At 61.8% G+C, this 14,825-nt stretch carries 17 protein-coding genes; 5 read left to right on the top strand and 12 right to left on the bottom strand.

All coding sequences use genetic code 11. The annotated features are described in order from the left end of the window. Nucleotides 1-86: 86 nt before the first annotated feature. Nucleotides 87-1,505 carry an aminotransferase-like domain-containing protein gene (locus QTL56_RS05660; protein ID WP_245136737.1) on the bottom strand — a complete coding sequence of 473 codons (1,419 nt, stop codon included), beginning with the start codon at nucleotides 1,503-1,505 and terminating at the stop codon, nucleotides 87-89. An 82-nt stretch (nucleotides 1,506-1,587) separates the two neighbouring features. Here QTL56_RS05660 and QTL56_RS05655 point away from each other — a divergent pair, with 82 nt between their 5' ends. Next, nucleotides 1,588-1,848: a YjiS-like domain-containing protein gene (locus QTL56_RS05655; protein ID WP_245136738.1), complete on the top strand. Its 261-nt coding sequence runs from the start codon at nucleotides 1,588-1,590 to the stop codon at nucleotides 1,846-1,848. Here the strand turns inward: QTL56_RS05655 and QTL56_RS05650 are convergent, their stop codons facing one another. The 5 genes from QTL56_RS05650 to purC all read right to left on the bottom strand — a co-directional run bounded on the left by QTL56_RS05650 (nucleotide 1,849) and on the right by purC (nucleotide 4,267). Beyond that, on the bottom strand, nucleotides 1,849-2,235 hold the full coding sequence (locus QTL56_RS05650) for a hypothetical protein (protein WP_245136739.1): 387 nt from the start codon (nucleotides 2,233-2,235) through the stop codon (nucleotides 1,849-1,851). Between the two features lie 61 nt (nucleotides 2,236-2,296). Further along, entirely contained in the window at nucleotides 2,297-2,968 is a 672-nt protein-coding gene (gene purQ / locus QTL56_RS05645) for a phosphoribosylformylglycinamidine synthase subunit PurQ (protein WP_245136740.1), read from the bottom strand. Then, nucleotides 2,965-3,222, bottom strand: coding sequence for a hypothetical protein (locus tag QTL56_RS05640; protein ID WP_245136741.1), 258 nt, complete (start codon nucleotides 3,220-3,222; stop codon nucleotides 2,965-2,967). Before QTL56_RS05640 ends, purQ begins: the two co-directional genes overlap by 4 nt. 19 nt (nucleotides 3,223-3,241) lie before the next feature. Next, nucleotides 3,242-3,484, bottom strand: a complete 243-nt coding sequence (purS, locus tag QTL56_RS05635; RefSeq protein ID WP_113376567.1) for a phosphoribosylformylglycinamidine synthase subunit PurS — start codon at nucleotides 3,482-3,484, stop codon at nucleotides 3,242-3,244. Between the two features lie 18 nt (nucleotides 3,485-3,502). Continuing rightward, nucleotides 3,503-4,267, bottom strand: coding sequence for a phosphoribosylaminoimidazolesuccinocarboxamide synthase (gene purC / locus QTL56_RS05630; RefSeq protein ID WP_113459581.1), 765 nt, complete (start codon nucleotides 4,265-4,267; stop codon nucleotides 3,503-3,505). 243 nt (nucleotides 4,268-4,510) lie between these two features. Between purC and QTL56_RS05625 the strand changes: the two genes are divergently transcribed. Next, entirely contained in the window at nucleotides 4,511-4,825 is a 315-nt protein-coding gene (locus QTL56_RS05625) for a DUF1476 domain-containing protein (RefSeq protein WP_229575625.1), read from the top strand. Between the two features lie 35 nt (nucleotides 4,826-4,860). Here the strand turns inward: QTL56_RS05625 and QTL56_RS05620 are convergent, their stop codons facing one another. Both QTL56_RS05620 and QTL56_RS05615 read right to left on the bottom strand, forming a co-directional pair. Next, a complete protein-coding gene (locus tag QTL56_RS05620) occupies nucleotides 4,861-7,374 on the bottom strand; it encodes a sensor domain-containing protein (protein WP_245136742.1) in 2,514 nt (837 codons plus the stop codon). 141 nt (nucleotides 7,375-7,515) lie between these two features. After that, nucleotides 7,516-8,064, bottom strand: coding sequence for an RBBP9/YdeN family alpha/beta hydrolase (locus tag QTL56_RS05615; RefSeq protein WP_229575623.1), 549 nt, complete (start codon nucleotides 8,062-8,064; stop codon nucleotides 7,516-7,518). Nucleotides 8,065-8,391: 327 nt separating this feature from the next. On the opposite strand from QTL56_RS05615, the gene QTL56_RS05610 reads away from it, so the two are divergent. Next, nucleotides 8,392-9,183 (top strand): DUF2189 domain-containing protein, encoded by a 792-nt coding sequence (locus QTL56_RS05610; RefSeq protein WP_245136743.1) that lies wholly within the window; start codon nucleotides 8,392-8,394, stop codon nucleotides 9,181-9,183. Between the two features lie 302 nt (nucleotides 9,184-9,485). Here the strand turns inward: QTL56_RS05610 and purB are convergent, their stop codons facing one another. The 3 genes from purB to rpe all read right to left on the bottom strand — a co-directional run bounded on the left by purB (nucleotide 9,486) and on the right by rpe (nucleotide 12,091). After that, nucleotides 9,486-10,787, bottom strand: a complete 1,302-nt coding sequence (purB, locus tag QTL56_RS05605; RefSeq protein WP_166599734.1) for an adenylosuccinate lyase — start codon at nucleotides 10,785-10,787, stop codon at nucleotides 9,486-9,488. Nucleotides 10,788-10,850: 63 nt separating this feature from the next. Further along, the gene (locus QTL56_RS05600) at nucleotides 10,851-11,264 is read right to left on the bottom strand and encodes a hypothetical protein (RefSeq protein ID WP_245136744.1); all 414 of its coding nucleotides are present in this window, start codon (nucleotides 11,262-11,264) and stop codon (nucleotides 10,851-10,853) included. Between the two features lie 149 nt (nucleotides 11,265-11,413). Beyond that, entirely contained in the window at nucleotides 11,414-12,091 is a 678-nt protein-coding gene (gene rpe / locus QTL56_RS05595; protein ID WP_245136745.1) for a ribulose-phosphate 3-epimerase, read from the bottom strand. Between the two features lie 213 nt (nucleotides 12,092-12,304). Here rpe and QTL56_RS05590 point away from each other — a divergent pair, with 213 nt between their 5' ends. Further along, nucleotides 12,305-13,069: an SDR family NAD(P)-dependent oxidoreductase gene (locus QTL56_RS05590; RefSeq protein WP_229575619.1), complete on the top strand. Its 765-nt coding sequence runs from the start codon at nucleotides 12,305-12,307 to the stop codon at nucleotides 13,067-13,069. Between the two features lie 8 nt (nucleotides 13,070-13,077). On the opposite strand, the gene QTL56_RS05585 is transcribed toward QTL56_RS05590, so the two are convergent. Further along, nucleotides 13,078-14,172, bottom strand: coding sequence for an ABC transporter substrate-binding protein (locus QTL56_RS05585; protein ID WP_245136746.1), 1,095 nt, complete (start codon nucleotides 14,170-14,172; stop codon nucleotides 13,078-13,080). A 165-nt stretch (nucleotides 14,173-14,337) separates the two neighbouring features. On the opposite strand from QTL56_RS05585, the gene QTL56_RS05580 reads away from it, so the two are divergent. Beyond that, complete coding sequence (locus QTL56_RS05580) at nucleotides 14,338-14,823, top strand: flavin reductase (protein WP_229575750.1); 486 nt, start codon at nucleotides 14,338-14,340, stop codon at nucleotides 14,821-14,823. Nucleotides 14,824-14,825: the final 2 nt, after the last annotated feature.

The raw sequence follows: 14,825 nt of genomic DNA, 5'->3' as shown, positions 1-14,825 counted from the left end.
AGCCTGCGCCCGGCGCACTTGAAAAATGCGCGCAATCCGGCCTTTCCTGCCGCTTTCGTGGCGATGGCGGATGGAGAGGATCGCTGTCAGACGATGGCGCTGGTGCCCAGCGGGGACTGGTCGAGGACGCGCCGAACCGTCTTCAGCCCTTCCACCGAAATCGCACGATCGCGTCCCTCGCTGAAACCGACCCGGACATGGTGGAAGACGCGCGCCGAGCGGGCTGGCTTGAACTCGTCTTCATCATCAATCAGGACATCGGCATCCAGAACGGCCTGCTTGAAGGTTCCGGACATCCAGGGTTCCGGCAGCTTCAGCCAGAAGAAGGGCAGGCGCGGGTGCGAGCGAAAATCCTTTCCGGCAAAGCACTGGCGGACGATTTCTTCCCGCGCGCCGATTTCTGCGAGCACCTTGCCGCGAATATCGCCAGCCGCGCCGGACAAGACAAGTCTTGCGGACAATTCGGCAAGGAGGAAGGGCAGGCCGCCGCTCACCATCTTCTGGGTGACGCGAACGCGCTGGCTCATATGCGGCGGGCAGGCGACCCAGCCGCCGCGTACGCCGGCGGCGACGCATTTCGACAATCCGTTGAGCAGAAAGGTGCGGTCCGGCGCCAGTTCGGCCAGAAGCGGGATCTCGTCTGCGATCATGCCGCCATAGAGATAGTCCTCGATCAGCCAGACATTGTATTTGCGGGCGATCTCGACAATGTCCTTGCGCCTGGAGAGCGGAAGGCTCGCCAGCGTCGGGTTCTGGCCCGACGACATGATGAAGGCAGCCTTCGGATGTTCGCGGGCGCAGACACGCTCGAAATCCTCCGGCAGAATGCCGTCGGCGTCGGAATCGACCAGTGCGATCTGTCGTCCCATCAGGTTCGCGCTGCGCGAGACTTGCGAATAGGTGAGGTGCTCGCACACGATCCGGTCACCGGCGCCACTCACAGCAGCGATAACGGCGTTGATGCCGGCATGCACGCCCAGTTGGGGGAGTATCTGTTCGGGGTCCGGCGTCCAGTTGCCCGAAGACAGCCATTGCCGCCCTGCCTCGAGCCAATCTGGGGAGAGGGTGCGGGTGTAGCTTGAAATCTCACCCGGATGCGCGGAGGCGATCTCGGCCATGATGCGTCCGACAATATCGGCCTGTCCAACGTCGATGGCAGCCGTGGTGTCGAAGCGCAGCTTGCCCGGCGGCGGAATGATGGCGCGGGTGCCGCCGTAGTGGATCGACACCGGGTCACGCGGCGTGGCCGATCCCTGGTCGTCCGTGCCCTGCACATAAGTGCCGCGCCCGACCTCGCCATTGACCAGGCCGCGCTCACGCAACAAGGCATAGGCTCGGGATATTGTCCCTATTGTCACCCCAACATCATAGGCGAGATCGCGCTGCGGGGGCAATTTGGCGCCGAGAGGCAATGCGCCTGATTTGATGGCGTTTTCCGCATCATCGGCGATGCGCACATACAGCGGACCGGTGCCGGCTTCAAGAGAGGGGAGCCAATTTGTCATGATGACAATTCTATAGATTGTCACGGCATGGGAGTCAATTCATACGGTCATGCCGACGGACTAGCCCTTAGGAGTTTCCATCATGGTGACAATAGATACAATCACATCAAATTCGCACAATGATCCCGTTCGTCCGGCGCGGCTGGCATGGCTGATGGCCATTGCCCGGGCCGTCGGAGCGGCTTCGACACTGAGGCGGCGGCAGCGGCGAACGCGCATTCATCTCGCGCAGTTGACCGAGGAGCAATTGCGAGATGTGGGCCTTTCGCCCGACATGGCCGAGCGCGAAATCAGAAAGTCGCGTCTGTTGCTGGTCGAACGCCTTTATCAGCCGCCGGTCTGATCAGCAGTCCTTGGCGCCGTTTGCCCAGCGCACGACATCCTTCTGGATGCGTGGCGCAAGCGTTTCGTTCATCAGTGGGCCGAAGGCATCGAGACGCGCCGGGCGGCCTTCCGCCTGTACGACAAGGAGCGGACGGATGTCTGGTGAGCCCTTGCGCACCAGCAGGATGCGGGGGCGGCCGGAGAAGGACGTGAGTTCCGGGGCGAGCGAATAGGCCTTGAACGCCGGGTCGCCGGATTTGAACCAGCAGCGGTTTGCGCCGACGGCCACCTTTTCCATGATGTCGAGCGCTGACTGTCCACCTGTAGGTGGTCGCGGTGCCTCCGGCTTGCAGGCCGCAAGGCCGGCTGCTGCAAGGAGGATGACGAAAAAGGCGAAGCGGCGCATGGGCGTTCTTTCGGCTGGCTGCCGTCTTCCCTTAAAGGGCGGTGGTTAAGCGAGGCTTACCTCAGGCCGCGATCACGTCCAGTGCCGAGGCGAAAATACCGCGACCGTCATTGCCGCCATGGGCCGCTTCGATCAGGTTTTCCGGATGCGGCATCATGCCAAGGACATTGCCCTTCGCGTTGATCACGCCGGCAATGTCGTTCATCGATCCGTTCGGATTTGTCGCATCGGCATAGCGGAACACGACCTGGCCATTGCCTTCGATCGCCTTCAGCGTCTCGGCATCGGCAAAGTAGTTGCCGTCGTGGTGCGCGACCGGGCAGCGGATTATCTGACCCTTGGCATAGGCACGGGTGAAGTCGGTATCGGCGTTGACGACCTCGAGCTTGATTTCCTTGCAGACGAACTTCAGCGAGGTGTTGCGCATCAGGGCGCCTGGCAGCATGCCGGCTTCGACGAGGATCTGGAAGCCGTTGCAGACGCCGATGACCTTGACGCCCTTTTCGGCCTTGTCCTTGATTGCCTGCATGACCGGCATGCGGGCGGCAATGGCCCCACAACGCAGATAGTCGCCGTAGGAGAAGCCGCCGGGGATGACGATCAGGTCGACATCCGGGATCTCGGTCTCGGTCTGCCAGATCGTCACCGGCGCATGGCCGGAGATCTTGGTGAGAGCCGCGATCATGTCGCGGTCACGGTTGAGGCCTGGGAGCTGGACGACGGCTGATTTCATGGCTGTGGCTCAAACCTTATCTGGGCTTCCTGGAACTCGCGTAGTTCCAGACGATTGTCGATGCGGTCAAATCGGCTTTCAAAGTGTCCGACGGTTGCGCGCAGGTTGTTCACGTCACCCTGCAGTGCATGCAATTGCGCGCGCATTGTCTGATTGTCCGCGCGCAACTCGCTGATGGCAAAGTCCACCTTGTCAAATCGCTGATTGAGCTTCTTCAGAGGCTCGAACATCAATTCGCTGGCGACTTCGGCCATCATGCATCTCCCTCAACCCTCAGGCGATGGAGATAGTATAATTCTCGATAACCGTGTTGGCGAGGAGCTTTTCGCACATGGCCTTCAGCTCGGTCTCTGCCTTGGCCTTGTCGTCGCCGGCGAGTTCGAGATCGAATACCTTGCCCTGACGGACCTGGCCGACGCCGTCGAAACCGAGGGCGCCGAGCGCCCCCTCGATGGCCTTGCCCTGCGGGTCCAGAACGCCGTTCTTCAGGGTGACTGTGACACGTGCCTTGATCACTGATCTCTTCTCCAAAGCTTACTTGACGAGAACCGGGCCCGTGCCACGGATCGGTTCGTTTTCATTCATGATGCCGAGGCGGCGCGCCACTTCCTGATAGGCTTCGAGAAGCCCGCCCAGATCCTGGCGGAAGCGGTCCTTGTCGAGCTTCTCGCGCGTCTCGATGTCCCAAAGGCGGCAGCTGTCCGGCGAGATCTCGTCGGCCAGGATGATGCGCATCATGTCGCCTTCGTAGAGGCGCCCGCATTCGATCTTGAAGTCGACGAGCTGGATGCCGATGCCGAGGAAGAGGCCGGACAGGAAGTCGTTGACGCGGATGGCGAGTGCCATGATGTCGTCGAGTTCGGCAGGATTGGCCCAGCCGAAGGCGGTGATGTGCTCTTCAGAGACCATGGGGTCGCCGAGTGCGTCCGACTTGTAGTAGAATTCGATGATCGAGCGCGGCAGAACGATGCCTTCCTCGATGCCAAGGCGGGTCGAGAGCGAGCCGGCGGCGACATTGCGCACGACGATCTCAAGCGGGATGATCTCGACTTCCTTGATCAACTGCTCGCGCATGTTCATGCGGCGGATGAAGTGGGTCGGAATGCCGATCTTGTTCAGATGCGTGAAGACGTATTCGGAGATGCGGTTGTTCAGAACGCCCTTTCCGTCGATGACTTCGTGCTTCTTCTTGTTGAAAGCCGTTGCATCATCCTTGAAGAACTGGATCAGCGTGCCGGGCTCGGGACCCTCATAGAGGATCTTTGCCTTGCCCTCGTAAACGCGGCGGCGACGGTTCATGGGTGATTTTCTCTGTTGTTGGCATCCCGGCGCGGTTGGCGCGGATGCTGTGGATCGGTCTTTGAAGCGGTCCCTTAACGGAAAACCCGGCTTTTCACAATGCGGAGTTCGTCCCTTCCTGCCAAAACGTCGCGTTGCGGGCGGCTCGCCCAGAATCGCGGAAGTTTGCATTGCACTTTGTACTCCCTTTTGATTAATGGGGAAACCAAACCGCACAATGACGGCACAAAACGGGAGATCGATATGAGCGGCATGAGTGATCGCGAAAAGGCTTTCGAAAACAAGTTCGCCCATGATCAGGAGCTGCGCTTCAAGGCCGAAGCGCGTCGCAACAAGCTCGTCGGTCTCTGGGCGGCAGGTCTGCTCGGCAAGGCTGACCCGGACGCCTATGCGAAGGAAGTCATCGCGGCCGATTTCGAGGAAGCCGGCGACGAGGATGTCATCCGCAAGGTCATGGGTGACCTGGTCGCCGGTGGCGTGTCCATCACCGACGAGGAGCTGCGCGCCAAGATGGTCGAGTTCCTCGGACAGGCTATCGAGCAGATTCAGAACACCTGAGTCTCGGACTTAATGTTTGAAGCCGCCGCCCCCGATCAGGTGGCGGCGGCTTTTTTGCGTGCGCGGAGCAGCTCGGCGATCGCCGTGGCGTCAAGTGGCCGGGCAAGGCCGTAACCCTGCAACACGTCGCAGCCCAGTCGCTTCAGGATACGGGCGTGCTCCTCGGTCTCGACGCCCTCGGCGGTCACCTTGATCTTGAGAGAGCGCGCGATCTGAATGATGGACATGACCAGGATGCGTTGCTCCTGGCTCTTCGGGATGTTCTCGATCAACTGGCGGTCGATCTTGAGCGTGCTCGGTTTCAGGTTCAGCAGCCCGACGATCGAGGCGTGGCCCGTGCCGAAATCATCGATCTCGATGTCGATCGAAAGCCTGCGCAAGGTTTCCAGATTGGTCATCACGGCAGCATCCTGCCGGTCGAGAAAGACGCTTTCCAGCAGTTCGAAGGAGACCTGGCCCGGCTTGATATCGAGGGCGGCGAGGCCGCTTGCGAGATTGGGATCCATCAGGCGCCTCGCCGAGACGTTGACGGAGATCTTCGGCAGGTCGAGGCCCTCTTCGCGCCACGCGGCAACATCGGCGAGGGACTTTTCAAGAATGATTTGGTCGATCTGGGCCAGGACGCCGCATTCCTCGGCCGCCGCGAGAAAGCGCTCCGGTCCGAGAATGCCGTGAGTCGGGTGGCGCCAGCGGGCCAGACATTCCGCACCCGAGATTTGCCGTGTCCGGGCCTCGAATTGCAGCTGATAGAAGGGGATGATCTCGTCGTTTTCGAGCGCGCGCAGGAGTTCGCTCGACAGCCGTCGCGCATCCGCCAGCAGCCTGCCGCTCGACTGGGTATAGAATTCGTGGCGATTACGCCCCTGGTTCTTCGCATTGTAGAGGGCGATGTCGGCGTTCTGCAGCAATGCGCGGGGGTCGGAGCTGCGGTCCACGGAACAGGCGATGCCGATGCTTGCGCCGAAGCGGCATTCCTGGCCATTGTGCCAGACAGGCTGGCGCATTTCGGCGATGATGCGCTCTGCAATCGCCGAAAGCACTCCGTTCTCGCCGTCATAGTCCAGAAGAACGACAAATTCGTCGCCGCCGATTCGGGCGGCGAAATCCGTCGGGCGAATGTTGTCGCGCAGAATGCGGGCCGCATGTTTCAGCATCGCGTCGCCGGCACCATGGCCGAGCGTGTCGTTGATCTGCTTGAACCGGTCGAGATCGATGTGCAGCACCGCGATGCCGCGGCTGTGCGCACTGGCCGACTGCCGGAGTTCGTCGAGGCGTGCTTCGAGATAGCGGCGGTTCGGCAGCGCGGTGAGGTAGTCGTGGAGGGCGGAGTATTCGGCGTCGATCCGGATCTGGTCCAGTTCTGCGTTGCGCGTTTCCGCCAGAGCCTTCTGACGTTCCAGTTCCTGCCGCAGGCGCTGGTCCTCGGTCACGTCCCAGTTGACGCCGATCATCTTCAGGTGCCTGTCATTATCGACGTAAGGCAGGTTGTTGGCGCGGATGTACCGGGTGCTGCCATCGCTGGCGATGATGCGGTAGTCGTCAGTGAAGGGCTTAAGCTCGGCCATCTTGGCCTCGACATAGGCGAGCGTCCGCTCGCGGTCATCGGGATGCAACTTGCGCTCCCAGAAATCGCCGACACGCACGTCCTCGTCGAGGGGAGCCTCGAAGATCTCCCGCATGCGGTGGTCCCATTCGCTGACCCCGATGTCGTAATCGGTTTCGTAGATGCCGATGCGCGATATGTCGACCGCCAGTTTCAGGCGCCGCGACAGGCCTTCGAGCCATGCCTCCTGCGCCTTTCGGGCTGTCACATCCGTATCCGTGCCGACGATGCGCGCCGGCTGTCCGTCTTCATCCCGCTCCACGCAGGCGCCGCGGCATTCGATCCAGATATAGTGCCCGTCCTTGTGCATTTCGCGGTATTGGAACGTGGTGTAGTCCGGATCGCCCTCGTTCTGGCGTTCAATCGAATGGCGCACGCGCTCGCGGTCCTGCGGATGGATGAGCTTGAGCCAGTCCTCCATGTTCTGCGCGATGGGGTCGTCTGGTCCCAGCCCACGGATCGACCGCCAGACGTCCGAGTAATACATGTCGCCGTTGTTGCGCTGGTCCCAGACACCTGATGCCGAACCGACCAGGGCGTGGTTCCAGCGGCTCTCACGCTCGGCAAGGGCATCGAAGCTCTGCCGCAAGCGGGTGATCTCGATCAGTTGCAGCAGGATTGCGCAGGTCGGGTCGTTATGCTGTGGCTGCGCCAGCGAGGCAATGAAGGCGGATTGCCGCTCGCCGCTGCCCCTGACCTCGACGGATGCCGAGGGGTTCCCCAATGTCAGTCGCTTCAATGCAAGATCGAAGGCGCCGACATCTTCGGAGCGTAAACCGTCCGAGAACGGACGGCCTGTTTCAATGTCGAGACAGTCGCGCATCGCCGGGTTCAGCGCCAGGACGAATCCATCCGGGCTAACCCAGGCTGCGGGCGAGGGAAGGGTGTCGATGTCGAAGCCGCCACCCCTAGGCGAGGCAGCAAGTGCGGCAACGTCTGGACGCAATGTGAGGCTCCGGACTGAGTAAGGCTGGCTCAGTCTATGAGAGCCGATTTAAAAAGACTTTAAGAATGCACGCCGTGCAGGGCCGGGCTCTCAGATGGGAGCAGTGTGCCCGGCATGATCCAGATGCGGTGGCCTCGCTTCTCAGAGACGGCTGAGGAACTGGGCAAAGACCATCGTGCCCTCGGGCCAGGGTCCGTGCCCGGATTCGGCATTGATGTGCCCGGATTCGCCGGCATCGATCAGATGCGAACCCCAGGCGTTTGCAATGTCTTCCGCATGCGCATATTCGCCGAACGGATCATTGCGGCTGGCGATCATGATCGACGGGAAGGGAAGTGGCATTCGCGGGTAGGGTCCGAACGTCATGAGGTGCTTCGGGCGGATCTCGGGGTTGGCCACATCCGGCGGCGCGACGAAGAAAGCGCCGGCGACCCGCTGCTTCATCTCGGGGATGGCGTGCACGATTGCGGGAACGCCAAGCGAATGCCCGACGAGGACAACAGGCTTGGTCGACGCATTCACTTCTTGGGCAACGCGCGCGATCCAGTCCTCACGAACCGGCTTCGACCACTCGGCCTGTTCGACGCGCCTTGCCGTCGACAGCTTCTGCTCCCAGCGGGTCTGCCAGTGCGCGGGTCCGGAATTGGTATAGCCCGGGACGATCAATATTTCAGCTTCAGAGACTTTCATGGCCCCTATCTGCTGTTCCGCCGGGGCGACGTCAAGATTTCGTGCATGGGCAATCGTGAGAAAAATCAGACGTGACACCTGCCGGGTGGACCGGCGGCACGTTGACAAGTCCTCCGGTCCTGTCACGGCTTTGTGCGCTCGTTTTGCGCGACAGGTCAGATATTAGCTGATAAACTAATTGCTTATGCAAATGTCTGGCGCGTCGATCCTGTCGCGTTGCCCCGGACAATACAGACGGCGCGTGGCCGCGGTCCGTTGTGGCCTCGATGCCGTTTCGCATTTCACTTTGCAGCCTGCAGACCCTTTATGCCCGAGGAGGAAGTGAGAATGTCGATGTTTCATGTCATGACCAGTGCGACCGGCAATGTTGTGCGACCCGAGATACGGCGCATTGCCGTGTCCGACGTGTTTTCTGCGCTGCGTGAAGGCTATCAGGATTTTCGCGAGAAACCTTCGCACTATGCCTTCGTGGCGCTGATCTATCCCATTGCGGGGGCCCTGATGATCGGCTGGAGTGCCGGTGTCGAACTCCTGCCGATGGTCTATCCGTTGCTGACCGGTTTTGCCCTGCTCGGACCACTTCTCGCGCTCGGGCTGATGGAGATCAGCCGTCGCCGCGAAGTGGGCCAGCCGGCAAACTGGTCGAACGTGCTCGACCTGCTCAAGTCTCCGTCCCTGCCGTCACTCCTGATGATGAGCGCCTATCTGGTGACGCTCTTCATGATCTGGCTGGTCGTTTCGCGCGGGCTCTATCTCTCCATGATCGGGGACTACCCGGCGCCGGGTGTCTTTGCCTTTGCCCGCGGCGTCTTCGATCACCCGAACGCCTGGAGCTTCCTGTTGTGGAGCAATGGAATCGGCTTCCTGCTGGCGCTGGTTGCGCTCGTCATCAGTCTCGTGGCCTTTCCCATGCTGCTCGATCGTGATTGCGGTGCCGCCTCTGCCGTTGGCACCTCGGTGCGTGCAAGCCTCATCAATCCGGTGCCGGTTGCCGTCTGGGGACTGATGGTTGCGGCGCTGCTTGCCATCGGCATGGCGACACTGCTCGTCGGGCTGATCGTGATCGTGCCGATCCTCGGTCACGCGACCTGGCATTTCTATCGCCGGCTGGTGGTCTAGCGTTTGGCACGAGGCTCATGACCGGCCGGTGACGTAGAGGCGCCTGCCATTTCAGAGAGCGGGAGAGGCGTCATCTGCGCGCCTCTCATCGAGCCTGACGCGGCGACGAATGCCCGGCCGACACGTCCGCCCCCCAAGAAAAGCATCGCGAATATCTCGCGACTGCTACCGGCTTCTATCGCTGCATCAGGGAGTGTTGGACCGGGATCGGACACTCAGTCGTCCTTTTACCCTGCGTTGAAATGCAGAACGGGCGCGGAAGTGACCGCGCCCGTCTGTCTATGCGTCGCGTTGCCGTGCCGTCAGCCAAAGACGCGGGCGAAGATCGTATCGACGTGTTTCGTGTGATAGCCGAGGTCGAATTTTTCGCGAATGTCTTCTTCGGAGAGGGCGGCGCGCACCTCTTCGTCGCCAAGCAGCTCTTCCAGGAAGTCGGCGCCCTTCTCCCAGACCTTCATCGCGTTGCGCTGGACGAGGCGATAGCTGTCCTCGCGCGAAACGCCGGCTTGCGTGAGCGCCAGAAGCACGCGCTGGCTCATCACCAGGCCTTTGAACTTGTTCATGTTCTTCAACATGTTTTCGGGGTAGATGACGAGCTTCTCGATGACGCCTGCCAGGCGGTTCAGCGCAAAATCCAGGGTGATCGTCGTGTCGGGGCCGATGGCGCGTTCGACGCTTGAATGGCTGATGTCACGCTCGTGCCAGAGGGCAACGTTTTCCATGGCGGGAACGACCGACATGCGGACGAGACGGGCGAGACCGGTCAGGTTCTCGGTCAGAACAGGGTTGCGCTTGTGCGGCATGGCCGACGAGCCTTTCTGGCCCGGGGAGAAGAACTCTTCGGCTTCCAGAACTTCGGTGCGCTGCATGTGGCGGATTTCGATCGCGACGTTCTCGATCGACGAGGCGATGACGCCGAGCGTCGCGAAGAACATCGCATGACGATCGCGCGGGATGACCTGGGTCGAGATCGGTTCCGGCACGAGACCGAGCTTTGCGCATACATGCTCCTCGACGCGTGGGTCGATATTGGCAAAGGTACCGACGGCACCGGAAATCGCGCCGGTCGCAACTTCCGCACGGGCATTGACCAGGCGGTCGCGGTTGCGGGCCATCTCGGCATAGAAGCGGGCGAAGGTCAGGCCCATGGTCGTCGGCTCGGCATGGATGCCGTGGCTGCGGCCGATGCGCACCGTGTCCTTGTGTTCGAAGGCACGGGCCTTCAGCGCGGCCAGCACGCGGTCCATGTCGGCGATCAGGATGTCGGCGGCGCGCACCAGCTGGATGTTGAGCGTGGTGTCCAGCACGTCGGACGAGGTCATGCCCTGGTGGACGAAGCGGCTATCCGGGCCGATGAATTCGGCGAGATGGGTCAGGAAGGCGATGACGTCATGTTTGGTGACGGCTTCGATTTCGTCGATGCGGGCGACGTCGAATTCGGCCGGGCCACCCTTTTCCCAGATCGTGCGGGCGGATTCCTTCGGGATCACGCCGAGATCGGCGAGCGCGTCGCAGGCGTGTGCCTCGATCTCGAACCAGATGCGAAACTTGGTTTCGGGGGACCAGATGGCGACCATTTCCGGCCGGGAGTAACGCGGGATCATCGGGCTCGTCTTTCGTTGGACTTGAAAAATTCTGGCTCCCCTTAGCAAAGTGGGGCGGCAAGCTCAACGGCTGCGGCGGGCCATCACCATGCTCACGGCAAGAAGCAGGGCCAATCCGGCCGGCAGAAGGTGCCTCACACCGAGCACGGCAAACTGGTAGAGGGCAACCGCCGCCGTGTAAATCAGCTGGTAGAACCAGATGCGGGACGGGAAGGGCGCATGCCAGTGGGCGTAGAAGTATCGGTACTGCAGCGCATAGAGACCGGCTGTCGCTCCGATCGTGACGACACCAAGGAACAGGAACCATCCCGCCAGTATCGTCTGTGGCGGCCGGCCATGGGTGAGGATGTGGATGAACGGCAGCGCCACGAGCCAGCCGAGAAGTCCGCCGCCCGCGTAGATCGCGAGCAGGCTCAGATCATGACTGCCGGTGGCGCGACCGAAGACTTGGGTTGAGAGGAAAAAACTCAGGGCCATGGCGCCAGCCCAGGCCGTTCCCCCGGCAAGCCAGAGGCCGAGGGGAGGGATGAGGGATGGCGCAGGCGATCCGGACAGGGATGACGCGGAGCAGTGGCGACTTGCTTTCAAATGTCCAGCTTCCCGTCCCCGCGACCGGTGTCGTCGTGTCAGCCGCGTCCCGATTGCGCCGCGTGGCGCAGAGTGTCGACGGTCTTGCGATAGTCGTCAACGCCCTTGCCCTTGAAGATTGCCGAGCCAGCCACGAGAACATTGGCTCCCGCCCTGGTGATCTCGGCGGCATTGTCGGCCGTCACGCCGCCATCGACTTCCAGATCGATCGGGCGATTGCCGATCAGGGCATGGGCCCTGGCAATCTTGTCGGTCATGGCGGGGATATACTTCTGGCCGCCGAAGCCGGGGTTGACGCTCATGATCAGGATGAGGTCGAGATCGTCCATCATATGTTCGATGGCAGACAAGGGGGTCGCCGGATTGAGCGAGACGCCGGCTTTCTTGCCAAGCCCGCGGATGGTCTGCAGCGAGCGGTGCAGATGCGGACCGGCCTCCGCGTGAACCGTGATGATGTCACAGCCGGCATCGGCAAAAGCTGCCAGATAGGGATCGGCCGGCGCGATCATCAGGTGGCAGTCGAAGACCGCCTTGGTGCAAGGGCGCAGGGCCTTGATGATGGCGGGCCCGAAGGAAATATTCGGCACGAAATGCCCGTCCATCACGTCGAGATGCACCCATTCGGCGCCGGCAGCGACGACATCGCGCACTTCCTCGCCGAGGCGGGCGAAATCCGACGCAAGAATGGAAGGCGAGATCAGGAGAGGGCGGGTCATCTGGATATCCTCGATAGGCAGGACGATTGCGCGCCGTCTGAACGTGACATGCCTTTGGCAGACGGGCGATGGCTCGGCGTCCGCATAGCACCGGTGCTTGCGGGCGGCAACCATGCCCTTTGGATGAGAAGGTCGTGTCGAGATGTCGGCCCTTGACGATCGGTGCCGGGCACTCCATCCCTCGGACCAGTGACAGCAGTCTGGGAGGACCAAATGGCCAAGTTCGCGATCATCACCGGCGGCAGCTCCGGCATCGGCCGGCATCTCGTCTCGGCCTTCGTGCGGGAGGGCTATGACGTCGCCTTCACCCATCTCGGCCAGAGTGATGCGGCTTCCGAAGTCGAGGCTGAAGTCGCGGCCCTTGGCGGAAAGGCGATCGGTCGCGACTGCGAGGTGGCAAACAGCGCCGCGATCGAGGATTTCCTCGACGAAGTAATTGACTGGGCGGGGCAGACGCCCGACGTGCTCGTCAACAATGCCGGTATCCAGACCTGGGCCTCGATGCTCGAACTTTCCGAAGAGCGGTGGGATGCCGTGATCAGCACCAATCTCAAGGGCACATTTCTCAACACCCAGCGGGTCGCGCGCCGCATGGTCGCTGCCAGCAAAGGTGGGTCGATCATCAATCTCGGCTCCGGCTGCAACAAGCATGCCTTCCCGAAGCTGGTCGACTACACCGCCTCGAAGGGCGGCATCGAACAATTGACCAAGGTCTCCGCCGTCGAACTCGGACCGCACCAGATCCGCGTGAATTGTGTGGCGCCCGGTGCCATAGAAACGGCCCGCACGCAGGCCGAGGCCCCCGATTATGCCAAGACCTGGGGGGATGTGACGCCGCTGCGTCGTGTGGGTACGCCAGAGGACATTGCCGGACCGGTGCTGTTTCTCGCCGGCCCGCAATCGTCCTTCGTCTCCGGTCAAACAATCTGGGTCGACGGCGGTGTCTTCAGCCAGGCTTTCTGGCCCTATCGCGACTGAAAGAGCCTCTACTGCGTCTTGTCAGGCACGGGTACGAAGCTGTCGCCTCGCCATTCCAGCAGGCGATAGGGGTTCTCGGTCAGCTCATGGTCCTCGCCGAAGGCGACTGGACCCAGTGCGGTCTCGAAGGTCGTGCCGATCAGCGTGTCTGCGACAGGCGTCCCCATGGCGGTCGAAATGCCCCAGGCGTCCGCGAGGATCGTGACGGCGGCATGCGCGGGAACGACGTAGCCTTCCGGTTCGATATCGGTCTTGTCGAGTTCGGCGGCCAGTTCTCCTTCAGCAGGCCCCCGTGGTGTCTCGATCAGGCCGACGGCGAGCACGCCATCCTCCAGGGGCACGGGTTCGTCCGCCGCTCGCATCGCTTCGCCGCCGAGCAGAGTGAGCGGCAGGCCTTCCGCTTTCGCATCACGAGCAATGACGGCCACGTCGCTTCGGTCGCCGCCGATGAAGGCGTGGGTCACGCCTGCATTCCTGATGCGGCGGACAAGCGCCAGCTGCTGTTCCTGGCCCGGACGGAACGTGTCGACGAAGGCGGGCTTCAGGCCGCGTTCTTCGAGGCTCAGGCGGATCGTTTCCGTCAATTCCCGGCCACGGATTGTACCGTCTTCGAGGAGAGCGACGGCGGAACCCGCCCAGTCCCGCAGGATCACGTCCGAGAGCTTTGCGGCTTCCTGGTCGGCATTCGGCGCCAGGCGAAACAGAGGCGAGCCTCCCTTGATCGCATCTTCCATCAAGCCTTTCCAACGAACGGACAGGGTGAAAGCCGGCAGGCCGTCTTCCTTCAATCCCGGCAGGGCGTCCTTCAGGCTCTCGCTGCAGAGAAATCCGATCGCGGCCTTGGCGCCCGCTGCCGCAACCGCCTCGGCAATCGCCTTGCCGCTGCCTTCGCTACAGGTCTCGTCAATTTCGACGAGAGTGATCGAAAGCTTGCCCGCAGCGAGCGAGGCGCCTTGCCGAACCTGATCACCGAGTATCGCGAAGGGGCCGCTCTTCGGCGCGACGACTGCAAGCTTCAACTCGGCAGCCGAGGTCGCCCCGAGGCCGAGGGCCAGGAACAGCGAGGTCGAAAGAACACGTTTCTGCAGGGTCTGCTTCATCATGGCATGATCCTAGCCGAAAGCGCAGCCGTTTGGAAATGCTGGCTTTCCGGCCTTTGGCGGGTGGTTGGAACTAAATCCTATCCCTATTGTGGAAAAGGTAAGGGCCGCGGCCCATATTGCGGTTTCGACCGGGGGTTATCTTCAAGGGGAGACGTGAATTTGAGCATGCAAGGTCTGGATCCGGTCGTCTATCGCGACGCCATGAGCCGCTATGCAGGGCACGTGCAGATCGTGACGACAGAGCATCAGGAGATCCGGCGCGGCGTGACGATCACGGCTGCCTGTTCCGTTTCCGATAGTCCGCCGACCGTGCTCGTCTGCCTGAACAACAACAATCCGAGCAATGCGGTGCTCTTCGAGAGCGGGCATTTCGCGTTGAACACGCTGGGCGCCCATCACCAGGATCTCGCCAATGCCTTTGCCGGCTTCGGCAAGCTCTCGTCCGAGGAACGCTTCGCACTGGCCGAATGGCAGGTTCTTGCCACGGGCTCACCCGTTCTGGCCGATGCGATCGTGGCTTTCGACTGCATGGTTACCGACCGCAAGGTCACCAACACCCATACGGTTCTCTTCGGCGAAGTGAAGGCTGTCCATTTCGGAGCCCTTGAGCCGTCACTCATCTATCTGGACCGGGGCTATCGCACGCTATAAGC

The sequence above is a fragment of the Peteryoungia algae genome (assembly GCF_030369675.1).
GTDB lineage: Bacteria > Pseudomonadota > Alphaproteobacteria > Rhizobiales > Rhizobiaceae > Allorhizobium > Allorhizobium algae.
This window is presented reverse-complemented; position numbering and strand designations above follow the sequence as displayed.